The 22201-nt window shown below is 71.0% G+C and carries 17 protein-coding genes and 1 pseudogene; 6 read left to right on the top strand and 12 right to left on the bottom strand.

Features of this window, described 5'->3' with window-relative positions; all coding sequences use genetic code 11:
* Nucleotides 1-76: 76 nt before the first annotated feature.
* The 9 genes from ACWGIG_RS08225 to ACWGIG_RS08185 all read right to left on the bottom strand — a co-directional run bounded on the left by ACWGIG_RS08225 (nucleotide 77) and on the right by ACWGIG_RS08185 (nucleotide 11828).
* Entirely contained in the window at nucleotides 77-1456 is a 1380-nt protein-coding gene (locus tag ACWGIG_RS08225; RefSeq protein WP_453320722.1) for an MFS transporter, read from the bottom strand.
* Between the two features lie 64 nt (nucleotides 1457-1520).
* Nucleotides 1521-2306, bottom strand: a complete 786-nt coding sequence (locus ACWGIG_RS08220; RefSeq protein ID WP_453320721.1) for a 3-hydroxybutyrate dehydrogenase — start codon at nucleotides 2304-2306, stop codon at nucleotides 1521-1523.
* Between the two features lie 156 nt (nucleotides 2307-2462).
* Nucleotides 2463-3851, bottom strand: coding sequence for a UbiD family decarboxylase (locus ACWGIG_RS08215; RefSeq protein WP_453320720.1), 1389 nt, complete (start codon nucleotides 3849-3851; stop codon nucleotides 2463-2465).
* Nucleotides 3838-4584 (bottom strand): aspartate racemase/maleate isomerase family protein, encoded by a 747-nt coding sequence (locus tag ACWGIG_RS08210; RefSeq protein ID WP_453320719.1) that lies wholly within the window; start codon nucleotides 4582-4584, stop codon nucleotides 3838-3840. The genes ACWGIG_RS08215 and ACWGIG_RS08210 overlap by 14 nt, the downstream gene beginning before the upstream one ends.
* Before the next feature lie 113 nt (nucleotides 4585-4697).
* The gene (locus ACWGIG_RS08205) at nucleotides 4698-5633 is read right to left on the bottom strand and encodes an amidohydrolase family protein (RefSeq protein ID WP_453320718.1); all 936 of its coding nucleotides are present in this window, start codon (nucleotides 5631-5633) and stop codon (nucleotides 4698-4700) included.
* Between the two features lie 89 nt (nucleotides 5634-5722).
* Nucleotides 5723-7960 carry a molybdopterin cofactor-binding domain-containing protein gene (locus ACWGIG_RS08200; protein ID WP_453320717.1) on the bottom strand — a complete coding sequence of 746 codons (2238 nt, stop codon included), beginning with the start codon at nucleotides 7958-7960 and terminating at the stop codon, nucleotides 5723-5725.
* A gap of 76 nt (nucleotides 7961-8036) precedes the next feature.
* Complete coding sequence (locus ACWGIG_RS08195) at nucleotides 8037-8762, bottom strand: GntR family transcriptional regulator (protein WP_453320716.1); 726 nt, start codon at nucleotides 8760-8762, stop codon at nucleotides 8037-8039.
* Between the two features lie 51 nt (nucleotides 8763-8813).
* Complete coding sequence (locus ACWGIG_RS08190; protein ID WP_453320715.1) at nucleotides 8814-10238, bottom strand: nucleobase:cation symporter-2 family protein; 1425 nt, start codon at nucleotides 10236-10238, stop codon at nucleotides 8814-8816.
* Nucleotides 10239-10397: 159 nt separating this feature from the next.
* A complete protein-coding gene (locus tag ACWGIG_RS08185) occupies nucleotides 10398-11828 on the bottom strand; it encodes an amidohydrolase family protein (protein WP_453320714.1) in 1431 nt (476 codons plus the stop codon).
* A gap of 245 nt (nucleotides 11829-12073) precedes the next feature.
* On the opposite strand from ACWGIG_RS08185, the pseudogene ACWGIG_RS08180 reads away from it, so the two are divergent.
* A pseudogene (locus ACWGIG_RS08180) lies at nucleotides 12074-12466 on the top strand (hypothetical protein); the annotation flags it as partial.
* A 58-nt stretch (nucleotides 12467-12524) separates the two neighbouring features.
* Here the strand turns inward: ACWGIG_RS08180 and ACWGIG_RS08175 are convergent.
* Nucleotides 12525-13223, bottom strand: a complete 699-nt coding sequence (locus tag ACWGIG_RS08175) for a FadR/GntR family transcriptional regulator (protein WP_453320713.1) — start codon at nucleotides 13221-13223, stop codon at nucleotides 12525-12527.
* A gap of 158 nt (nucleotides 13224-13381) precedes the next feature.
* Between ACWGIG_RS08175 and ACWGIG_RS08170 the strand changes: the two genes are divergently transcribed.
* From ACWGIG_RS08170 to ACWGIG_RS08155, 4 genes are all read left to right on the top strand, one after another.
* Nucleotides 13382-14725, top strand: coding sequence for a CynX/NimT family MFS transporter (locus tag ACWGIG_RS08170; RefSeq protein ID WP_453320712.1), 1344 nt, complete (start codon nucleotides 13382-13384; stop codon nucleotides 14723-14725).
* A gap of 85 nt (nucleotides 14726-14810) precedes the next feature.
* Nucleotides 14811-14927: an SGM_5486 family transporter-associated protein gene (locus tag ACWGIG_RS08165; protein WP_453320711.1), complete on the top strand. Its 117-nt coding sequence runs from the start codon at nucleotides 14811-14813 to the stop codon at nucleotides 14925-14927.
* Nucleotides 14928-15085: 158 nt separating this feature from the next.
* Entirely contained in the window at nucleotides 15086-15292 is a 207-nt protein-coding gene (locus ACWGIG_RS08160; RefSeq protein WP_453320710.1) for a hypothetical protein, read from the top strand.
* Between the two features lie 94 nt (nucleotides 15293-15386).
* A complete protein-coding gene (locus ACWGIG_RS08155; protein WP_453320709.1) occupies nucleotides 15387-15905 on the top strand; it encodes a SixA phosphatase family protein in 519 nt (172 codons plus the stop codon).
* Nucleotides 15906-15994: 89 nt separating this feature from the next.
* Here the strand turns inward: ACWGIG_RS08155 and serB are convergent, their stop codons facing one another.
* Together serB and ACWGIG_RS08145 are read right to left on the bottom strand one after the other, a co-directional pair.
* Complete coding sequence (gene serB, locus ACWGIG_RS08150; protein WP_453320708.1) at nucleotides 15995-17209, bottom strand: phosphoserine phosphatase SerB; 1215 nt, start codon at nucleotides 17207-17209, stop codon at nucleotides 15995-15997.
* 236 nt (nucleotides 17210-17445) lie between these two features.
* Complete coding sequence (locus tag ACWGIG_RS08145; RefSeq protein ID WP_453320707.1) at nucleotides 17446-19260, bottom strand: streptophobe family protein; 1815 nt, start codon at nucleotides 19258-19260, stop codon at nucleotides 17446-17448.
* 264 nt (nucleotides 19261-19524) lie between these two features.
* On the opposite strand from ACWGIG_RS08145, the gene ACWGIG_RS08140 reads away from it, so the two are divergent.
* Complete coding sequence (locus tag ACWGIG_RS08140) at nucleotides 19525-22134, top strand: FHA domain-containing protein (protein WP_453320706.1); 2610 nt, start codon at nucleotides 19525-19527, stop codon at nucleotides 22132-22134.
* Nucleotides 22135-22201: the final 67 nt, after the last annotated feature.

Raw genomic sequence — 22201 nt, 5'->3', positions numbered from 1 at the left:
ACAGACCGGGGTGCGGGAAGGCCGGGGTAGAAGACCGGGGTACGGGCGGAGCGGCGGGTGGACCGGCGCGCCCCGGTCAGGTGCGCTCGGCCGGTGCGGCCCTCTTGGGCGTCGCCTGCGGCGCAGCCGACGCGTTCCGGGTCAGGTCCCGGCCCCTCGTCTCCCTGGCGAAGAACACCGTCACCGTCGTGACCAGCGCCGCGCCGCCCAGATACAGGCTCAGCGGCAGCGTGGTGTCGAAGTCCTTCAGCAGCCCGACGGCGATGATCGGCGCCAGGGCCCCGGCCACGATCGACGCGAGCTGCGAGCCCATCGACGCCCCCGAGTACCGCACCTTGGTGTCGAACATCTCCGAGATGAACGCCGCCTGCGGCCCGTACATCGCCCCGTGCAGCAGCAGTCCCGCCGTCACGGACAGCGTGATCACGGTGAACGACTTCCCGTCCAGCAGGGCGAAGAACACGAACGCCCACACCGCCATGCCGACCGAGCCGATCAGCGTCACCGGACGCCGGCCGATCCGGTCCGACAGCGCGCCCCACAGCGGGATCGTCACGAAGTGCACGGCCGAACCGATCAGCACCGCGTTCAGGGCGGTGCTCTTGGGGAGACCGAGGTGGGCGGTGACGTACACGAGGAGGAAGGAGGTGAGGAGGTAGTACGAGACGTTCTCACCGAACCGGGTGCCGATGGCGGTGAGGACCTCGCGCCAGCTCCGCCGGAACACCTCGACGACCGGGGCCTGTTGCTTGACCCCGCGCTCCGCGTCCGCCCGCGCCGTCGCCTGCGCGGCGAGGAAGACCGGGGACTCCGAGACCGAGACCCGTATCCACAACCCGATGATCACCAGCACGCCGGAGAGCAGGAAGGGGATCCGCCAGCCCCAGGACAGGAAGTCCTCCTCCGACTGCACGGCGGCGAGCAGCGCGAGTACGCCCGTGGCCAGCAGGTTTCCGCCGGGTGCGCCCGCCTGCGGCCAGGACGCCCAGAACCCGCGGTGCCTGTCGCCGCCGTGCTCGGAGACGATCAGCACCGCCCCGCCCCACTCGCCGCCCAGCGCGAAGCCCTGGACCAGCCGCAGCACGGTCAGCATGATCGGCGCACCGATGCCGATCGTCTCGTACGTGGGCAGCAGCCCCATCGCGAAGGTCGCGCCGCCCATCAGCAGCAGGCTGAGCACCAGGAGCTTCTTGCGGCCGATCCGGTCGCCGAAGTGCCCGAAGACCACTCCGCCCAGCGGCCGGGCGGCGAAACCGATCGCATAGGTCACGAAGGCGATCAGGGTGCCGACCAGCGGGTCGCCGGAGGGGAAGAAGAGCGTGTTGAAGACGAGGGCGGCGGCCGACCCGTAGAGGAAGAAGTCGTACCACTCGACGGTCGTGCCGATCAGGCTGGCGCCGACGATGCGGGCGATGCCGGTGCGCGGGGGAGAGCCGGGTGTCGCGGTGTCGGTCATGGTGGGTCACCGGTTTCGGGAGAGGTGGAGGGTGCAGGTGCGTGCGCGGGGTGTGGCGGGAGTGTCAGCCCGCGGTCCAGCCGCCGTCCAGGGGGAGGGAGATGCCCGTGACGGACGCGGAGTGCGGGCCGCACAGCCACAGCACGGCCGCCGCCACCTCCTCGCCCTCAAGCAGCCGCTTCACGGGGGAGCGGGCCAGGAGGACGTCGGTCAGGACCTGGTCGGGGGTGATGCCGTGGGCGGTGGCCTGGTCGTGGAGCTGTCCCTCCACCAAGGGGGTGCGCACATAGCCGGGGTTGACGCAGTTGCTGGTCACTCCGTGCGGGGCGCCCTCCAGGGCGGCGACCTTGCTCAGCCCCTCCAGCGCGTGCTTCGCCGCGACGTAGGCGCTCTTGTAGGGGCTGGCCCGCAGCCCGTGGACGCTGGAGACGTTGACCACGCGTCCCCACCGCTGCGCGTACATGTGCGGAAGGGTGCGGCGGAGCAGCAGGAAAGGGGCCGTCACCATCACCCGCTGGATCAACTCGAAGCGCTCCGGGGGGAATTCGGTCAGCGGAGCGACGTGCTGGAGGCCGGCGTTGTTGATGAGGACGTCGACGCCGGAGGGGAGGCGGTCGACGGCGTCGGGGTCGGCCAGATCGACCACGTGCGGCTGCCCGCCGGTCTCGCGGGCGACCGCCTTGGCGGCCTCGCCGTCGCGGTCCACCACGTGCAGGGTGACCCCCGCCCCGGCCAGTGCCAGCGCGCAGGCCCGGCCGATGCCGCTGCCGCCGCCGGTCACCAGGGCGGTGCGGCCACGCAGCGGGGCGGGGGCCGGAGCCGGGGCGAGGGCGGGGGAATTGTTTGTCATGGCCGGAAAGAGTAGGGAGATGTCCGCCCGGCTCCCATGTGCTGAGCCACCACGATGCCGACCCTCGGCATGGCGGATTCCCCCACCCCGGCATCCCGTTCACCGAGACCGAGACCGAGACCGAGACCGAGACCGAGACCGGAGGCGCCCGGTCCCTCACCCCCCGTCCAGCACCCTCCGCGCCTGCGCCACCCGCTGAGGGTCCACCCGTATCCGCACCCCGTGGAAACCCGCTCCCCGCGTGGCGTCCAGCGCCATCCGCGACGTGGTCCCGTCCGCCGTCGACGACGGGTCGAGGGGGCTTCCGGGCAGCCCGTCCACCACGAACACGTCCCGGTGCGGCTGAAGGTGCGTCGCCATCGCCCACAGCACCTGCGAGTCCTGCGTGACGTCGACGTCCTCGTCCACCGCGACGACCGTCTTCAGATACGGGTCCCAGCCCAGCAGCCCCAGCATGATCTGCCGCGCCTGCCCGGGACGGGACGCCCGCATCGCCACGTACGCGTGGAAGTGCGTCCCCGACGTCGGGTAGTACAGCGCCGTGACCTCGGGAAACCGGTCCGTCAGCTTCTGCGCCATCTCGGACTCGCGCGGAATCCGGGCCAGATTCAGGTGTTCGTCGGTGTTGCCGCCCACCACGTCCAGCAGCAGCGCATCGCGCCTGCGCAGCACCGTCTCCACCGTGAGGACGTCGTTCGTCGACCGGTCCGAGGAGTAGCCGGAGAACTCCCCGAAGGGCCCCTCGTCCGCGTGCCGCGCCGGGTCGATGTACCCCTCCAGTACGATCTCCGCGCTCGCGGGCACCCGGATCCCGTGCCTGGGCGTCCGTACGACATCGAGCGGCGCCCCGAACAGCCCGCCCGCCACGTCCCGTTCGTCCGTGTCCGCACCCAGCCGGGCCGAAGCGGCCAGCATGAAGAGCGGATGTCCACCGAGTATCAGCGCCACCGGCAGCCGCTCGCCCCGCTCCTCCGCAAGACGCAGCAGCTGCCACAGGTGGCCGCGCGAGTGCAGGCTCGTCGCCAGCTCGCCCGGGCCGTGGACCATCGAGCGGTGGTAACTCAGGTTCCCGGAGCGGCCGTTCGCGTACGAGGGCGCTTCCGCCGCGATGATCCCGCTCGTGACGTACGGGCCTCTGTCCGACGCGAAGTGCTGGAGGAGCGGGAGAGCGGCGAGGTCGATGCCGTCGCCCGACTCGACCACCTCAAGCACCGGCCCGTCCGGCACCACCCGCGGCTCGCACCTGCGCGCCGACGCCGCCTGGTACGCCTGGTGCAGGCCCGCCGGATCCGTTCCCAGCAGGCGGGCCACCCGGCGCCGCGACGCGAAGACGTTCGTGACGACCGTGGTGTCCAGGCCGGCCACGTCGTGGCAGACGAGCATCTCGTCCCGGCCGCGCAGCGCCAGCTCCATGGCGAGCGCGGCCACGTCCTCGCCGACGAGCTTCTCTTCCACGGTCAGGACGTCGTCCGGGTGCTCGGCCGTGTACACCCGCAGGAAATCCCGCAAGTCCTGGGAGACGGGCGGGAGTTCAGTGCGTGTCACAGCACACCCCCGCCGGGTGCGGCGCGCCGAACATCTCGCCCCACTCCGGTGCGGTCACCGAAAGCCCCAGCAGCTCCAGACCGGTGTAGACCGCCACCCGCGCCCCGTCGTACACCGGCTTGCCCAACTCCCGCTCCACCAGGGCCGCGACGGGTGCCACCGGCAGCTCCGTACCCGCGACCACGAGGCACTGCGCGTCCAGCGAGTCCGCGTCGAGCAGCATGCGGCGCACCCGGGAGACCGGCAGTTCGGCGGCCTCGCGCGCGGTGGACAGGCCCAGCGCGGTGATCGAGGAGATCTTGAAGCCGGCGGCCAGATAGGTGTCCGCGAGACGGCCGGCCGTCTGTTCGGAGCCGGGGGAGACCAGCGCGAGGGAGACGATGTCGCGGCGGGCGAGCAGGTCGAGCTGGCCGAGGGTGACCGTGGAGGCGCGCACCCCCGTCACCTGCTCGATCCAGCGGGCCATCGCCCTGCCGTGCGCCGCGCCGTGCAGATCCGCCGAGCTGCCGCTCCACACCACGGCGCGCACCCCCGCATCCGCCAACTGGGTTGCGGCGCGCGTCAGTTCGCCGGACTGGGACGGTGCGATGGCCGGGCCGCTCATGATTTCGGGGAGCGAGGCGCGGGCGACCGCGTGCGCCGACTCGATGGCCACCGGCTTGCAGATCTGGGCCGCCCAGCGCTCGACGCCGATGCTGGTGGAGGGGACGAGATGACCGATGCGCTGCTGCATTGCGGTACCACTCTTCTCTACACGATTCTCTACATGTCGACATGGATCGTTGTGCGAAGAAGGGGCGGCCCCGAGCCTCCCGGGCTTCGGAGCCGCCCCGGTCCTGCCGGGAGCTACACGCGCGAGGGCGACGGGTTCTCCAGCGTCGCGTACGTGCTCTTCAGGCGCAGCTGCGCCTCCTCCTGGTCACGCGGCGGCGGCGTCGGCTCCAGGCCCAGCAGCTTCGCCACGTTGTTGCCGAGGTAGCCCTCCAGGTGTTCCTCGGAGAGGTTCATGCCCTGCGGCGGCGGGCCGCACAGCACCTCCAACTCCCTTGCCCACATGCCGGGTTCGTTCGGCGGGGAGTCCGTGCCGAAGACCAGCTGGTGCTTCTCCATCTGCTGGGCGAATTCGACGATGCGCGACTGGAGGAGCCAGCCGGACTCGCCGTACACGTTCGGCGAGTCGAGGATCATGTACAGGGCCTCGAAGCAGTACACGCCACCCGTCTGCACACCGAAGTGGCCGAGGATGAAGTTGACGTTCGGGAATTCCCGGATGATCGGGTAGAACTGCGTCGGGATCGAGTACGGCCCGTCGCCGGTGTGGATCAGGACGAGGATGCCCAGCTCGTCACAGACCCGGAGGACCGGACGCAGCCAGTCCAGGGCCCGGTCGGGGCGGTAGGCATGCATGTTGGCATGCAGCTTGAGCATCTTGTAGCCGTATTCCTCGACGTGGAACCTCAGCTCCTTCGCGCCGTTCTCCGGCCCGAAGCGCGGGTTGTACATGAAGTTCCCGATGAAGCGGTCCGGGTACTCCTGGACCAGCTTCGTGATGTACGCCATGTAATCGCGGATGCCCTCGCGACCCCCGCGCATCCCGTCCTGCCACACGGAGTTGCCGGGCGGGGGCATGATGCAGCCGTAGTCGATCCGGCGCGGCTTCCCGTTGATCATGAAGGGGCCGTCCATCATCGCCAGGGTGCGCTCCCCGGTGAACGGATCGCCGTCGTGCCTCCACGCCTGGTCGACCACGTTGGTCGGGTGCATATGGGTGTCGATGATCAAGGTGCTGTTCCTTCCCTGCTGGTTCTGGTCGTACGTACTGCTTGTGTGGACCGTGGTGAACCGTTCGGGGACCCAGGGCAGGGCCCGCCTCACCTCCCTTCGCTGTGGGTGAAGTCGTCGGGCCGCACCGGCACCCTGGCCAGCGCCAGACCTGTCGCGTCGCGCAGGGCGTTGGCGATGGCCGGCGTGGAGGACAGGGTCGGCGGCTCGCCCACCCCGTTGAGGCCGTACGGCGAGTCGGGGTGCGGCAGTTCGAGAAGGTCGATGGGCACGGCCGGCATGTCCGCGATGGTGGGGATGAGGTAGTCGGTGAAGGAGGGGTTGCGCACCTTGCCGTCCTTCACGTGCAGCTCCTCCATCAGGGCCAGTCCCAGCCCCTGGGCACTGCCGCCCTCGATCTGGCCCTCGACGGCGAGGGGGTTCATCGCCCTGCCGACGTCCTGGGCGGTCGCCAGCTCCACCACCTTCACCAGGCCGAGGTCCGTGTCGACCTCCACGACGGCGCGGTGCGCGGCGAACGCGAAGGCGATGTGCGCCTTGCCCTGCCCGCGCTCCGGGTCCACGGGATACGTCCGGCGGTGGGAGTACTCGTACTCCTCCTCCAACGGACCGTGTACGGAGAGGAGTTCAGTCAGGGGGCCCTCGCCGAGCTCCGTGAGCCGCTTGCGCAGCGCCCTGCACGCGCCCTGCACCGCGCCGCCGCTCATCCAGCTGATGCGCGAGGCGGAGGACGAGCCGGCGTCGCCCACCCGGGTGTCCGCGGGCAGGACCGTCACCTGCTCGACGCCGAGCTCCGTCCGTACGATCTGGGCCTGGATCGTGACGATGCCCTGGCCGCACTCGGCGGCCGAGGTGTGCACCTGCGCCACCGGCTCCCCGTTGACCAGCGAGAGCCGGACCCGGGCCACCGAGCGGTCGTCGACGCCGCCGGAGAAGCCGATCGCCTTGACGCCGATCGCATAGCCGACGCCGCGCCTGATGCCCTCGCCGTGGGTGGTGTTGTTCAGACCGCCGGGGAGCGAGAAGACGCCTTCGCCCGGCGGGGGGAGGGGGCGGGCGCGCAGCCGTTCCAGGAGCTCGGCGGCGGGTGCGGGGCCGTCGACGGCCTGTCCGGTCGGCAGCACCGTCCCCGTCGTCATCGCGTTGCGGATCCGCAGCTCGACCGGCTCGATGCCCAGTTCGCGGGCCAGCTTGTCGAGGTTGGACTCCACCCCGTAACAGGACTGGACGGCGCCGAAGCCGCGCATCGCCCCGCAGGGCGGGTTGTTGGTGAAGACGGAGTACCCGTCGATCTCGACGTGCGGCACGTCGTAGGCGCCCGCCGCGAAGTACGAGCCGTTGGCGATGACCACCTGCGAGGTGGAGGTGTACGCACCGCCGTCGAGGACCAGCCGCGCCTTCACATAGACGATCTTCCCCGCGCGGGTCGCCCCGTGCTCGAACCACATCCGTGCCGGGTGCCGGTGCACGTGCCCGAAGAAGGACTCCTCGCGCTGGTAGCTCATCTTCACCGGACGGCCGGTGCGCAGGGCCAGGAGTGCGGAGTGGATCTGTACGGAGACGTCCTCGCGGCCCCCGAAGGCCCCGCCCACCCCCGACATCGTCAACCGGACCTTGTCCGGCGGGAGTCCGAGCGCCGAGCACATCTGACGCTGGTCGTCGTACAGCCACTGCGAGGAGACGTAGACGTCGACCCCGCCGTCCTCGGCGGGTATCGCGAGCCCCGACTCCGGGCCGAGGAAGGCCTGGTCCTGCATGCCCACGTCGTACGTCCCCGAGACGACCACCTCGGCGAGGCGCTCGGCCGCCGCCATGTCGCCGTGCCGGATCCGGACGTGGCGGACCACGTTGCCCCACTCGTCCTTGCCGTCCACCCGCCGGTCGTGGACGCGGGGACCCTCGCCGCCGACCGCGTGCTCCGGGTCGGTCAGCGGGGTCCGTATCTCGTACTCCACCTCGATGAGGCCAAGGGCGCGGCGCGCGGTCTCCGGGTGGTCGGCGGCCACCAGGGCCACCGGCTCGCCCTGGTAGCGGACCACGTCCTTGGCGAGCACCGGCTGGTCGGCGACCTTCATCCCGTACAGCGGATGCCCGGGTACGTCCTCGTGGGTGAGCACCGCGACCACGCCCGGCAGCTTCAGCGCCCCGCTCGCGTCGAGGGAGACGATCCGGGCCGACGGGTGCGGGCTGCGCAGCGTCGCGCCCCACACCATGTTCTCCGCGTGCAGGTCCGAGGAGTACGCGAAGTCCCCCTTGACCTTCAGCCGGCCGTCGGGCCGCCGGACGCTTTCGCCCACCCCGTGCCGGACTTCGGTAGTGGTGTTCACGGTTCGTCACTTCCCTTCCGCGTCATGGGTTGGGTGGTGCGAGGTGCTGCGTGAAGTTCTGCCGTACGTAAGGGAGTTACGCCACCGGGTGGATCCCGGGACCCTGCCCGCCGTCCTGGTCGGGACCCGCCGCGACCGCCTGGGAGAGACGGATCCGCAGCCGCCTGATGTGCTCCCGGGCGGCGAGCTCCGCCGCGTCCGGGTCGCCCGCCGTCATCGCCTCGAAGATGCGGCGGTGCTCGGCGACGGCGAGGCGCGGGGCCTCCGGGCTGCGCCACAGCGAGTGCAGGGCCAGGTGTGCCTTGCCCTGGACGGTGTCGAGGGCGGCGGTGAGGTGGGTGTTCCCCGCCACCTCGCGGATCAGGCGGTGGTAGGCCATGTCCATCTCGATGTGGGCGCTCTCGTCGTAGTCGGACGTGACCACCCGCTCGTGCCGTTCGAGCAGGTCGCGCAGCTCGCCGACCTTGGTGGCGTCGAGCCGCTCGGTGGCCAGGCGGGCCGCGAGTCCCTCCATGACCTCGCGGACCACGTACAGCTGGCGTACGTCGTCCAGGTCGACGGTGGAGACCACGGCGCCCCGGTGCGGGACGTGGGAGGCGAGTCCGTCGTGGATGAGCCGCTGGACGGCTTCCCTGACGGGGCTGCGGCTGATGCCCATCTGCGTGGCGAGCGCCGGCACGGACAGCGCGTCGCCCGGGCGGAGGCGGTTCGCCAGCACGGCGGCCTTCAGCTCGTCGTACGCGCGCTCCGCCAGCAGACTTCCGGCCGCGACCGGATTCACCGCTGACCTGTCCGTCGCCATGCCCGCCTCCCACATCCTCTTGGTCCTGTGCTGCCGTTTGGCCGTGTCCTGCTACGCGCTGTCCTTCGCGTGGTCTTCATGTTGCATGTAATGTTCGGGCGGGTCAACGGGCGCGACGGCTTCCTTCCGCCTTCCCGGAAGCCGCAAATGGTGGAAAAACAGGTTGAGCAGGACAGCGGTGAGGGTGCCTAGGATGATGCCGCTCTCAAAAAGTGCATGCAGTTGCCTGGTCGGCATCTGTTCGGCGAACTGCGGGAACGCGGTCGGCAGGAAACCGATGCCCATGCTCGCGGCCACCAGGATGGTGTTCCGCTGGTCCGTGAGGTCGGCCTGGAGCAGGATCTGCACGCCGACCACCGCGATCGTCGCGAACAGCACGATCGTGGCGCCGCCGAGGACGGAGGCGGGCATCGCGGCGACGACCGCCCCGATCTTGGGCACCAGACCGAACACGATCATGATCACGCCGGCCGCTGCGATGATCCAGCGGCTCTTGACGCGGGTGAGCCTGATCAGTCCGATGTTCTGCGAATAGACCGTACTGGGAAAGGAGTTGAGGACTCCGGCGACCGCCGTGGCCAGCCCGTCCGCCCGCAGCGCCCGGGTGACTCCCTTGCCGTCCACGTCGCGGCCGACGATCTCGCCGACCGCGAAGAACTGCCCGATCGACTCCACCGCGACGATGATCATGACCATGAAGATCGACAGGATCGCGAGAGTGTCGAACCGGATGCCGTAGTGCAGCGGCGCCGCCATCCCGAGCCAGGAGGCGTCCCCGATCTTCGAGAAGTCCGTCTTCCCCAGGATCGCGGCCACCACGGTGCCGGCGAACAGCCCCGCCAGGACCGCGATGGTGGCCAGGAAGCCGCGCGAGAACTTGTGCAGCAGCAGGATGACAACGAACGTGACGGCGGCCAGGCCCAGTTGGGCGGGTGAACCGAAGGTCTTCGCACTCGGATCGCCGCCGCCCACCTGACGGGCCGCCACCCCGAGCAGGGTGATGCCGACGATCGTCACGATGGTGCCCGTGACCAGCGGCGGGAAGTACTTCACCAGCCTGCTGAAGACGGGTGCGACCACGAACAGGGCGAGCCCCGCCGCGACCACCGCCCCCAGCACGGTCGGCATCCCGGCCTTCGCGCCGCCCGCCGCGAGTCCCACCGAGACGAGCGAGGGCACCGCCGTGGTCGAAGTGCCCTGCACGATCGGCAGTTTGATGCCGACCCCCCTGAAGCCCACCGCCTGGAGGAGCGTGGCGATGCCGCAGGTCAGCAGGGACGCGTTGACCAGCAGTCCGATGTCCTCGTCCGGCAGCCCGATGCCCTGGGCGACCAGCAGCGGCATCACCACCGCTCCGGCGTAGAAGGCGAGCACGTGCTGGAAGCCGTAGACCGCGAGCCGCCAGAACGACGGCACCGCCTCGACCGGGTCCTGTGCGGGCGGGCCCTGCACTTCTGGCTCTGTGGTGCGGGACATGTGCGTTCTCCCTCCACCCGCCGAACGCGTCGGCAGGGGTCCGTGTGTGCGCACGTACGGGGGCCGCGGACGGGCAGCCGGGGGTGATGCGATGCGGGGTCTCTCCTGCCGCGCGGGGCCTTCTGCGCGGGGGCCTTCGCCCGGGCTGTCGCGCGGGGCTCAGTGCTGCCAGGAGGTGCGCAGCGCGTCGAAACCGGCGCGGGAGACCAGGCGTTCGGCCCGCTCCTGGGCCTCTTCCAGGAGGGCCGGCTCGTCGACCAGGACACAGCGGCCGTCCTCGAAGACCACCCGCCCGTCGACGACCGTCATCTCCACGTCACTGCCGCGCGCCGAGTACACGAGCGTGGCGACCGTGCGGTGCACCGGCCGCAGGTGCGGCCGGTCGAGGGCGACGACCGCGAGGTCCGCGGGCGCGCCGACGGTCAGGGTTCCGGTGCCCGTGCCGGTGTACTTGCCGCCCTCGCGGGTGGCCAGTTCCAGGGCCTCCTCGCAGCGGGCGGCCGACGGGTCGAGATGGTGCTGACGCTGACCGAGAAGGGTCTGCTTCATCACCTCGAACATGTCCTGGCGGTGCCCGGCGCTCGGCCCGTCGGTGCCCAGCGACACCACCGCTCCCGCCTCCCGCAGCGCCCGCAGCCGCATGACCCCGGAGGCCAGATAGGCGTTGGAGACCGGGTTGTGCGAGACCCCCGCCCGGCGCTCGCCGATGTGCTTGACCTCGGCGTCGTCCAGCCAGACCGCGTGCGCCAGAGTGGCCCGTCCGTCGAGCAGCCCCTCCCTGGCCAGCCACTCCACGGGCCGTACGCCGTACGCCTCCAGATAGCTCGCCGGATCCTTGGCCCCCTCCGAACAGTGCGTGTGCCAGCGCGTCCCGAACTCGGCGGCCAGCTCCACCGCACCCCGGACCAGGTCCTGGTCGACGTAGCTCAGATTGAGCGGTGCGGGCCAGATCTCGACCATCGACGTACGCGGCGGGCGGCGTTGCATGCAATCCCGGGTGATGTCCAGCTCCTCCTGCGTGGAGTAGCGGTACAGGGCGTCGGGAAGGCCCCGGGAGGCGGCGACGTCCGTCCTGCGGCCGAGCATCCCGCGCGCGATCGCGCCCCGCAGCCCGGCCGACTCGACGGCCCGCGCCACGGCCAGCACGGTGTCGGGATCGGTCGGCGCGTAGTGGTTGTCGACCACGGTGGTGATGCCCGAACGCAGCGCCTCCACGGCCCCGAGCGTGGCCGCCACCCTGGCGTCCTCGGGATCGACGGCTATCGAGTACGGCCACATGAACCCGCAGAGCCAGGGCCAGATCGACAGGCCCTCGCCCAGGCCCCTGGCCAGCGCCTGGAAGAGGTGCGAGTGCCCGTCGACGAAGCCGGGCAGCACCGCCCTGCCCCGGCAGTCGACGGTCCGGTCCGCCTGCCACAGGGCGTCGGTCCCGGCCGCGGGGCCGACCGCCACGATCCGGTTTCCGGACACGGCTACCGAGCCGGGTTCGTACACGTTCCGCCGCCCGTCGACGGTCACCACCCGCCCGCCCGAGAACAGCAGATCACAGTGGAGGGAGCCGGCGGAGTCCGAGGAATGCGTGGTGTGCATGGAGGTCCTCCCGAGAGGGGGTCGTCGGCATGCTCAATGTTGCATGTAACATATTCAGGCCAATCGGCCTGTCAACCCTTCTCGACGGGACGTGCTCGTCAGGCGCCTCTCAAGTCGAAAACCACGCAGACTCACCGCAGACTGATCGAACCGGGACATACCCGGCCCGTTTCTGCGCACAGCGGGGGAGGAGGTGGCGGGTGGCGGCGTACGGCAGAAGAACAGCGGCGCTCGCCCTGTCCTCGATGCTCCTGGCCGGACTCGCCGGGACGGTGGTCCACGCCGCACTCCCCGGCGCTCCCGCGCCCGGGACTCCTCCGGCCGTCAGGTCAGCAGTGTCCGAAACACCCGCGTCCGAGCCGCTCGTGTCCTCCGCGGAGGACGCCCCCGAGCCCGCCCCCGCCCGGACTCCCGGCTCCACCTGCCGCACGGCGGTCGAGCGCTCCCGGGTCGTCGCCTACTGCCACAACCCGTACCCCGAGGACGATCTGGTCCGGCTGCACACCGAATGCGTCCGCTGGTGGGACATCGACGCCGACGGCGGCCCGGTCACGGTGGGCCCGGCCGAGACCGTACGGCTCTCCGGCCGCTGCTGGAAGGAAGTCGGCAGCGCCTGGATCAGCCACGAACGCGCCCCCGACGCAGGGCTGCCCGACGCAGCGCTGCCCGGCGCCGAGGAGTCCGGCGCCCAGAGCCTCAGGCGTGCGCGCACCCCGTGAGGCATCCGCGCTCGGCCAGACACATCAGCGCATAGCTCGCGGCCTCGGCGGCTGCGGCCTCCCCGTCGCCCGCCCTGATCGCCTCGATCAGCCGCGCGTGGTCCATATGGGCCTCCGGCCGCAGCTCGTGCCCGATGTCGTCCCGCAACCAGTCCCGCAGCAGATCGCCGAGGTCCGCGTAGAGGGCGATCAGCACGTCGTTGTGCGAGGCCGCCACCACCGCCAGGTGCAGCGAGGTGTCCGCGGTCACGAACTGCTCCGCGTCCCCCGACGCCCAGGCCTGCTCGCGCCGCGCCAGCAGCGCGTCCAACTGCCTCATGTCCTTGTCTGTGCGCCGCTGCGCCGCCAGCCGCCCGGCCGACGACTCCAGCGTGGAGCGCAGCTCGGCGATGTGCAGCGGGTCCGCGTCCGCGAACCGGCGGTGCATCACCCCGGCCAGCTCGCTCGTCGCCAGTACGTACGTTCCCGAGCCCTGCCGGATGTCGAGCAGTCCGTTGTGGGCAAGGGCGCGCACCGCCTCGCGGACCGTGTTGCGCGCCACTCCCAGCTGTTCCACCAGCTCGGGCTCCGTCGGAATCCGTGACCCCACGGGCCACTCGCCGGAGGTGATCTGGTTCCGCAGGGCGGTGATCACCTGGTCGGAGAGTGCGGAACGCCGGGGAGAGGTCAGCGTCATGATGCTCCTCGCGAAAGTCTTGGCGGAAGGGGATGGACGGCAGTCTGGCGGCAGGGAGGCGAGCGCCGGTCGAGGGGGGAGGGCGGGCGGCGGTCCCGGCGGAGGGGCGAGCGGTGACGATTGGACAACCAATCATCCCATGATTCTATGATGGTTCCATGCCTGTCGACGAAACCCGGACCCTGAGCCCCGAGCCCAGCACCGCACAGAAGCCCCGAACCACCCCCGCGCCCACCCCGCGGAAGAGCAGGCCCGCGTACTCCGTGTGGCTCGTCCGGCTCATGGTCGTCGGCCTGGTGCTCGCCGCGCTGAACCTCCGCCCCGCCATCACCAGCCTCGGCCCCCTCCTCGAAGAGGTCCGCAAGGGGCTCGGGATGAGCGGCGCCGTCGCAGGCCTCGTCACCTCCGTGCCGTCCCTCTGCTTCGCGGTCTTCGGCATCATGGCGCCGCGCCTCGCGCGCAGGTTCGGCCCGGCCTCCATCGTCTGCGCGGGCATGGCCGCGATAGCCGTCGGCCTGTTCCTGCGTCCCTTCGCCGGCGGCACGGCGGGCTTCCTCGCCGCCAGCGCGCTCACCCTCGTCGGCATCGCCGTCAGCAACATCCTGCTGCCGGCCATCGTCAAGCAGTGGTTCCCCGACCGCGTCTCCTCCATGACCGGTCTCTACTCGATGGCCCTCGCCATCGGCACCTCGGTGGCCGCGCTCTCCACCGTCCCCCTGACCAAGGCGCTGGGCGGCAGTTGGCAGACCGGCCTCGCCGTGTGGGGCATCCTCGCGGTGCTCGCGCTCTGCGTCTGGCTGCCGCTCGCCGTCCGGCACGGCCGCGACCACGTCCGGCCGGCCGCCGGTGCGAAGCCGGAGACCGAGGCCCCCGACGTCGAGGCCCTGGAGTCGGCCGCCGAGGTCCCCACCACCCGGCTGCGCATGGTCCGCTCCCGTACCGCCTGGGCACTGGCCTGCTTCTTCGGGCTCCAGGCCACGGCCGCGTACATCACCATGGGCTGGATGCCGCAGATCTTCCGCGACGCCGGCATCTCCGCCGGGACGTCCGGAGTCCTCCTCGCGCTCACCATGGCGGTGGGCATCCCGCTCGCCTTCGTCATCCCGCGCGTCGCCACCCGGCTGACGCACCAGGGACCCCTCGTGGTCTTCCTCGGCCTGTGCGGCCTGTCCGGCTACGCGGGCCTCTACCTCGCCCCCGCGGGCGGCGCCTGGGCCTGGGCCCTGCTGCTCGGCATCTCCAACTGCGCGTTCCCGCTGGCACTCACCATGATCGGGCTGCGTGCCAAGAGCCACCAGGGCGTCGTCAAGCTGTCCGCGTTCGCCCAGAGCATCGGCTACCTGATCTCCATCCCCGGCCCGCTCCTCATCGGCGTGCTGCACGACGCCACCGGCGGCTGGGGCCTGCCGATCGGGCTGATGGCGACCCTGATGGTGCCGCAGATGGCCGTCGGTGTCCTGGCCGGCCGCAACCGTACGGTCGAGCGGGAACTGGCCGCCTGACCGGCCGCCGTCACGGCCCCCGAACGCGGGCACGGGGGGGGAACCCGGACACGGGGGAGGGGGCAAAGGGTGCGAGACTGGCCGTATGCCTGTACTCGACCCGAATCCCCGGAACGGTCAGAAGAAGCTCCTGATCGTGCTCGGCGCGATGCTCGCCGTCACCGTGATCATCGCCGTCGTCGCGACGATCGCCTCCCCGTGAGCACCGGCGCCCGGGCCGGTGGTGGGGCTGGCCCCACCATCCCCTAGGGGGCTGGACTCAGGGTGAAGTGGGGAGTTCACCGGATGGGCGCGGGCGCCCGCACTCCGTAGGTTCGAGGTTGTCCCTCAGACACACCCGTTCACTCCTCGGAGGCGGCCATGTCGGCCCCCATGCACACCGCCCGCCCCACGGCCAGCACCGGCAAGCGCCTCCCGTGGTGGTCCGTCACACTCCCGATCGCCGCCTTCGCCGTCCTGCTGGTGCTGATGACCGGATCGGGCCAGGCCCATGCCGTCGGCGTCGCATCGGAAGCCCCGGGCATCGCCTACCTGCTGGAGCGGGTGCTGGACGCGCTCTCCCTCTGATCCTCCCCACCGCTGCCGCCGGCCGTTCACCCCTGCTGGGGGTGGTCGTCAACACCCCGGGCCCCGGCGCGCATTCCGTGGCAAGCTGGGATGCATGAGCGTCGATACACCCCGCAGGATCGTCCTTCTCCGGCACGCCAAAGCCGACTGGCCGCAGGTGTCCGACCACGACCGGCCGCTTGCCGAGCGGGGCCGCCGGGACGCCCCCACCGCAGGCCGCAAGCTGGCGGACACCGGCATCACCTTCGACCTGGCCCTGTGCTCGACCGCCGTCAGGACCCGCGAGACCTGGAAACTGGCCGTCGCGGAACTGCCCTACCGGCCGAAGACCGTCTACGAGGACCGGCTGTACGAAGCCTCGCCCGGCGAGCTCATCGCCCTGCTCAACGAGACCGCCGACGAGGTGAACGACCTCCTCGTGATCGGCCACAACCCCGGTATGCACGCCCTCGCCGACGCCCTCGCGGGACAGGCCGACCCCGAGGTGCTGGCCCGCATGACGAAGAGCGGTTTCCCCACGGCGACGTACGCGATCCTCGAATTCACCGGCTCCTGGAAGTCCGTGGAGCACGGAGTGGGCCGGCTGACGGACTACTGGGCCCCGCACGACTGACGGACACCCACCCCCCCCGGCCACGCACAGGGCCCCGACGAGCACCTGCTCCCCGGGGCCCTGCCCGCGTGCGCACCACACGTCGAATCTCAGTGCAGGTGTACGGCGTCCCCGTCTGCCGCCTCCACCTCTTCGCGCGTGATGCCCAGCAGATACAGAACGGTGTCCAGGAACGGTACGTTCACGGCGGTGTCGGCGGCCTGCCTGACCACCGGCTTGGCGTTGAACGCGACGCCCAGACCTGCCGCGTTGAGCATGTCGAGGTCGTTCGCCCCGTCGCCGATCGCCACCGTCTGGTCCAGCGGAACCCCGGCCTCGGCGGCGAAGCGGCGCAGCAGCCGTGCCTTGCCCGCCCGGTCCACGATCTCGCCCACCACCCGCCCGGTCAGCTTCCCGTCGACGATCTCCAGCGTGTTGGCGGACGCGAAGTCCAGCGAGAGCTCGTCCTTGAGCGCGTCCGTGACCTGGGTGAACCCCCCGGACACGACGCCCACTTGATACCCCAGCCGCTTGAGCGTACGTACGAGAGTCCGGGCGCCGGGCGTCATCCGCACCTCCGCCCGCACCTTCTCCACCACGTCCGCGTCCAGGCCCGCCAGCAACGCCACCCGCGCGTGCAGCGACTGTTCGAAGTCCAGCTCCCCGCGCATCGCCTGCTCGGTGACGGCGGCGACCTCGGCCTCGCACCCGGCGTGGGCGGCGAACAGCTCGATCACCTCGTCCTGGATGAGCGTCGAGTCGACGTCCATCACGACGAGCCGCTGGGCCCGCCGGTGCAGCCCCGCCGACACGACGGCCACGTCCACGCCGATCCCCGCCGCCTCGACGGCGAGCGCGGTCCGCAAGGGCTCCGTCTCCACGCCGGAAACGGCGAACTCGACGGCGGTCACCGGGTACTTGGCCAGCCGGAAGATGCGGTCGATGTTGCCACCGGTGCCGGTGATCCTGGCCGCTATGGCCGCCGTCGACTCGGCGGTCAGCGGGTGCCCGAGCACGGTCACGTGCGAACGGCCGCTGCCGCGCGGCCGGTTGTCGCCCGTACCGGAGATGATCTCGGTCTGGAGGTTGAGGGACTCGGCCCAGCTGTGCACGGTGGCCCGCAGCTCGCCCGAGGTGCTCACGGTCGGCTCGGTGACCAGTACGCACAGGACGATGCGGCCACGTGTGACGACCTGCTCGATGTCGACGACGTCGACGGCGTAGGCGGCGAGGGTGTCGAAGAGCCCGGCGGTGATCCCGGGGCGGTCCTTCCCGAAGATCTTGACGAGAAGGGTGGGGACGTCGGTATTCGGCAGTGCGCTCATGGTGCCTCCACCGTATCCGCCCACCGGGAAGGCACTCCCACCCGTCCCGCCTGACGGACAGGTGAACATCAGCCCGTCCGGAAAATTTCAGCCCGTCCGGCGTGTGAGGACGCACGGACGCAGTCCGAGCACGGGGCGCAGCCCCGAACACCAGCCCCCACCGGCGCCGGCCGTGACACCCCCAACCCCCAGCCCCGCGGCCCCCAGCCCCGCGGTTCAGGCGACAGGGCCAAGACCTACTTCCGCCCCCGCCCCCGCGGAGCCCCCGGCGGCGGAGGTCCCTCCTCCGGCGGCTCCGGCCGCTGCCGGTCCCTCCGCCCCGACGCGGCCCCCGGCGCTCCGGGCCCCCCGGCCCCAGGGGTCCCCGGCGGCCTCGGCGGCCCCGGAATCCCCGTGATCGTCGGCGCCGCGTGCCGTCCGTCCTTGGTCTTCCGGTGCGGCACGGACCCCATCGACCCGGCCGGCGGCGGCGTCGCCCCCGCCGCCCGCTCCCCGGGGTGCGTCCCGGGCGGTTCCCGGTACCGGTCGCCCACCCCCTCCGTCGGTTGCAGATAGGGGTTCGCCTCATCGGCCCGGCCCTGGGCCCCGGCCCCCGACCCGTACGGCGAAGGCCGGTAGGGACCCGCCCCGTACGCCAGATCCGGATACGTCCTGTCCCCCCGCCCCGCCGCCTCCGGCCAGGGCCGGGTCAGCGGCGCCGCCCTCCGTCCCGCCGCGCCCGAGGCGCAGGCCAGCAGCGCTCCCGCCGCACCGGCCCCCGCACCCCACACCACGCCCAGCAGCAACGCCATCGGCAGACTCCCGCGCAGTTCGAGCCCCGCCCCGAACGCGTCGAAGCCCAGCACCGAGAGCGAGGCGTCCGCCGACACCCCGGTCAGCCACACCAGGAGCGGCAGCCCCAGCCCCGTCACCGCACCCAGCGCCACCGCGCACTGCCCCGCGTAGCCCGCCACCGACAGGTCCTCGCGAGGTGTCCGCGAGGCCGCGAGCACACCCGCGTACAGCATCATCACGGCGGTGGCGACGGCCAGCAGCCAGACCCGCCCGTCCAGCTCGGCGAGCCGGTCCAGCGTGAGCTGCCGTTCCGCGGTGCCCGACAGCAGCTCGTCGAAGGGCGTCGGGAGTACGTTCACCAACTGCCCCGTCGCATGACCGGTCCACGGCACGAACAGCCCCACGGGTATCGCCAGCCACACCCCGTTCGGCGCCCCGAGCAGGGCCGCCCCGAGCACCCGCCCCGGACGGTCGTCGCCGATCGCCGCGTACAGGGCCGCCGCGATTCCCGCGAGAACCGCCACCACCAGTACCGCGGCCAGCGCGGAAGCGGCCGGGCGGAGCACCCGGTGCACCGCGTCCCAGCCGCGCGGCAGCGGCGTACGGCGCGAGGCGAGCAGCGCGATCAGCAGCACCCCCACCACCCACACCGCCCCGCCGAGCAGCGAGCTCCCCGTATTGACGCCGAAGCCGACCGACGCCTGCGCGTCGACGAGGTCGGAGATCTTGCCGGGGAGAAGTCCGCCGAGGTCACCGAGCGAGTCCGGGAGCTTGTCCGCGATGGAGTCCGGAAGGTCGTTTCCGGGAATTCTGTCGAGTCCGAGCTTCGCGCCGTCAATCGTGATGACGTCGTGACCCGCCCAGGCGAGGCCACCCAGAGTGACGAGGAACAGCGCCGCCACCGTGCCGGCCCGGACCACCAGCTCGGTGCCCGGAATCTCCCGTCCGGCGCTCTTCAGCGACCGCAGGAAGAAGAAGGCGAGCAGCAGGGCGCCGACCAGACCCACCCCAAGTGGCGCAATGTCGACGGCTGTTCGGGCCGCGGCGCCGTCGATTCCGAAGGCCGAGACGTTCCCGGTCGGGGTGACGGAGCCGCCCACCGCGAGGACGACGACGGCGGCGGTCATCGCGCGCAGCGATCCGGCCGCATCCGCACCCAGCAGGTGCAGACCCAGCGCGGCCGTGCCCGCCATTCCCGCTAAAGCCCAGCTCACAGCGGCAATTGAGGCGAGCAGGACATCGCCCCAGCGCACACCGACCCGACCGTTCGCATCCATCAGGCCACCCGATCCAAACCGGTACGTCCCAATTGGCCAACTCACGCATGATCCGTACGCAGTCGTACGCACTCATGGTCGCTTACCACTCTCCGGTGGTGTTTCTGCCGAGTCAACGGGCGTGCGGCGGTCACGCGCACCCCCTCTTCACATGGCCCGACTTTCGTATTCGAGCCCGGGCCTGAAATAGTTCCCCCCGATGTTCACCATCCCTAGACTCCCGGTGACGGGCGTAACTACGGGGGACAACTAGTGGGGCATGGAGTGCCGGAACTCGTACTGGAATTGAATGGAAGGACCTGGGCTCTCGATTCGTCCAGGTCGTACACCCTGGGGCGCGATCCCCAGGGCGACGTGGTGATCGATGACGCCAGGGTCTCCTGGCGGCACGCCACGATCAGCTGGGGCGGCCGTAGCTGGGTGATCGAAGACCACGGAAGCACCAACGGCACGTACGTGCAGGGCCAGCGCATCCACCAGATGGAGATCGGCCCCGGCTCCGCCGTACATCTGGGCAACGCGACGGACGGGCCGCAGCTGGGCCTCTCCGGGTCGGCCGGAGGCGCGGGTTCCGCCGCACCTCAGCAGGCCGCGCCCCAGCAGCACCAGCAGGCGGCGCCCCCGCAGGGCCAGCACCAGCAGCCCAGCTGGCAGCAGCAGCCGGGGCAGGGTCAGCCGCAGCAGCCGAGCTGGCAGCAGCCGGCCCCGCAGCAGCACCAGCCGCCGCAGCAGCACCAGCAGCCCGCGCAGGGTCAGCAGCCGCCGTATCAGCAGCAGAAGCCTGCAGCTCAGGCGCACATGCCTCAGCAGGGCGGCCAGAGCGCCTCGCCCGGCGGTGCCGCGGGGGCTCCGCCGGTGTACGGCGACCGCAGCCCGACCACGTTCCACCAGATGGCACTCGGCCGCGTCATGCGCATCGGCCGTGCCCTGGAGAACGAGCTGGTGGTCTCCGACCTCCAGGTCTCGCGGCTGCACGCCGAGTTCCACGCGACGCCCGACGGCCGCATGGAGATCCGCGACCTCGGCTCGCACAACGGCACGTACATCAACGGCCAGCCGATGCAGAAGTCGGGCACGGCGCTGCTCGGCCCCAACGACATCGTCGGCGTCGGCCACTCCACCTTCCGCGTCGTCGGCGACCGGCTGGAAGAGTTCGTCGACACCGGTGAGGTCTCCTTCTCGGCCCGCCACCTCACGGTGACGGTCGACGGCGGCAAGGACATCCTCAAGGACGTCTCCTTCGGCGTCCCCGAGAAGTCCCTCATCGCGGTCATCGGCCCCTCGGGCTCCGGAAAGTCGACCCTCCTCAAGGCGCTCACCGGCTACCGGCCCGCCAACAAGGGCGACGTCCTCTACGACAACCGGAACCTCTACAAGCAGTTCGCCGAGCTGCGCCAGCGCATCGGGCTGGTCCCGCAGGACGACATCCTGCACAAGGAACTGACCGTCAAGAAGGCCCTCAAGTACGCCGCCAAGCTGCGCTTCCCCGCGGACACCACGGAGACCGAGCGCAACCAGCGGATCGACGAGGTCCTCGGCGAGCTCAAGCTGGACATCCACAAGGAGAAGAAGGTCACTTCTCTCTCCGGCGGCCAGCGCAAGCGCGTCTCGGTGGCGCTGGAGCTCCTGACCAAGCCGTCGCTGATCTTCCTGGACGAGCCCACCTCGGGCCTCGACCCGGGCATGGACCGCGACGTCATGCAGCTGCTGCGCGGTCTGGCCGACGACGGCCGCACCGTCCTGGTCGTGACCCACTCGGTGGCCGAGCTCGCCATCTGCGACAAGCTCCTCGTCATGGCGCCGGGCGGCTCCGTCGCGTACTTCGGTCCCCCCGAGGAAGCCCTCAACTTCTTCGGCTACAGCACCTGGGCCGACGTCTTCTCCGCCTTCGAGAACTACCGCGACTACGACTGGGCGGGCCGCTGGCGCGGTTCGCAGCACTACCAGATGTACGCGGCGGACATCGACGCCGTCGCCGCCCAGTCCGTGCACATGCCGCCCCCGCAGCAGATGCGCCCGCCGAAGCCGCAGGGCTGGAGCACGCAGCTGATCACGCTGATCCGGCGGTACGTCTCCGTCATCGCGTCCGACAAGGGCTTCATGGGCCTGATGGTGATACTGCCCGCCGTCCTCGGCCTGGTCAGCGTCGTCATCCCGGCCGACTTCGGCCTCGGCCCGCCCAAGCCGCCGTCCCGGTTCAACGGCGACGCGGGAACCATCATGCTGATCCTCGCGGTCGGCATGTGCTTCTCCGGCGCCGCGAACTCGGTCCGAGAGCTGATCAAGGAACGGGTGATCTACGAGCGCGAACGGGCCACCGGCCTCTCCCGCTCCGCCTACCTGATGTCCAAGGTCATCGTCCTCGGCTTCATCACGGCCATCCAGGGCGTCATCATCTGCGGCATCGGCTTCTCCACCCGGGACCTGCCGGCCGAGGGTCTGATCATGCCTCCCGCGGTCGAGATCTGCGTCTCCGTCATCGCGCTCGGCTTCACCTCGATGATGTTCGGCCTCGTCATCTCCTCGCTGGTGAAGACCTCCGAGAAGACGATGCCGCTGCTGGTCATGTTCGCCATCGTGCAGGTCGTCTTCACGGGCATCCTGTTCAAGGTGTACGGACAGGTCGGCCTGGAGCAGTTCGCCTGGCTGATGCCGTCCCGCTGGGCCATCGGCGCCGCCGGTACGACGCTGGACCTCGGTCACCTCATGCCGCCGTGGGACCAGAAGAACCCCACCGACCTCGACCCGCTCTGGGAGCACACGGCCGCGCAGTGGGGCATCAACATCACGATCCTGCTCGCGCTCGGCCTGGTCTGCGGCTTCGCGGTCGCCCGCCTGCTGCGCCGGCACGAGCCGGAGGTCATGCGGAAGTGACCCGTCGGCCGGTACGACGTGCCGGCGCGTACGAACGAAAGGGCGGCCCCCGGAGTGATCCGGGGGC

The sequence above is a fragment of the Streptomyces sp. NPDC054863 genome (assembly GCF_053610825.1).
This window is presented reverse-complemented; position numbering and strand designations above follow the sequence as displayed.

Excerpts from the sequence above, each read along its gene's own strand:
- ACWGIG_RS08225 (WP_453320722.1), bottom strand. The coding sequence starts at position 1,456 with ATGACCGACACCGCGACACCCGGCTCTCCCCCGCGCACCGGCATCGCC.
- ACWGIG_RS08220 (WP_453320721.1), bottom strand. The coding sequence starts at position 2,306 with ATGACAAACAATTCCCCCGCCCTCGCCCCGGCTCCGGCCCCCGCCCCG.
- ACWGIG_RS08210 (WP_453320719.1), bottom strand. The coding sequence starts at position 4,584 with ATGCAGCAGCGCATCGGTCATCTCGTCCCCTCCACCAGCATCGGCGTC.
- ACWGIG_RS08195 (WP_453320716.1), bottom strand. The coding sequence starts at position 8,762 with ATGGCGACGGACAGGTCAGCGGTGAATCCGGTCGCGGCCGGAAGTCTG.
- ACWGIG_RS08190 (WP_453320715.1), bottom strand. The coding sequence starts at position 10,238 with ATGTCCCGCACCACAGAGCCAGAAGTGCAGGGCCCGCCCGCACAGGAC.
- ACWGIG_RS08185 (WP_453320714.1), bottom strand. The coding sequence starts at position 11,828 with ATGCACACCACGCATTCCTCGGACTCCGCCGGCTCCCTCCACTGTGAT.
- ACWGIG_RS08175 (WP_453320713.1), bottom strand. The coding sequence starts at position 13,223 with ATGACGCTGACCTCTCCCCGGCGTTCCGCACTCTCCGACCAGGTGATC.
- ACWGIG_RS08170 (WP_453320712.1), top strand. The coding sequence starts at position 13,382 with ATGCCTGTCGACGAAACCCGGACCCTGAGCCCCGAGCCCAGCACCGCA.
- ACWGIG_RS08165 (WP_453320711.1), top strand. The coding sequence starts at position 14,811 with ATGCCTGTACTCGACCCGAATCCCCGGAACGGTCAGAAGAAGCTCCTG.
- ACWGIG_RS08160 (WP_453320710.1), top strand. The coding sequence starts at position 15,086 with ATGTCGGCCCCCATGCACACCGCCCGCCCCACGGCCAGCACCGGCAAG.
- ACWGIG_RS08155 (WP_453320709.1), top strand. The coding sequence starts at position 15,387 with ATGAGCGTCGATACACCCCGCAGGATCGTCCTTCTCCGGCACGCCAAA.
- serB (WP_453320708.1), bottom strand. The coding sequence starts at position 17,209 with ATGAGCGCACTGCCGAATACCGACGTCCCCACCCTTCTCGTCAAGATC.
- ACWGIG_RS08145 (WP_453320707.1), bottom strand. The coding sequence starts at position 19,260 with ATGGATGCGAACGGTCGGGTCGGTGTGCGCTGGGGCGATGTCCTGCTC.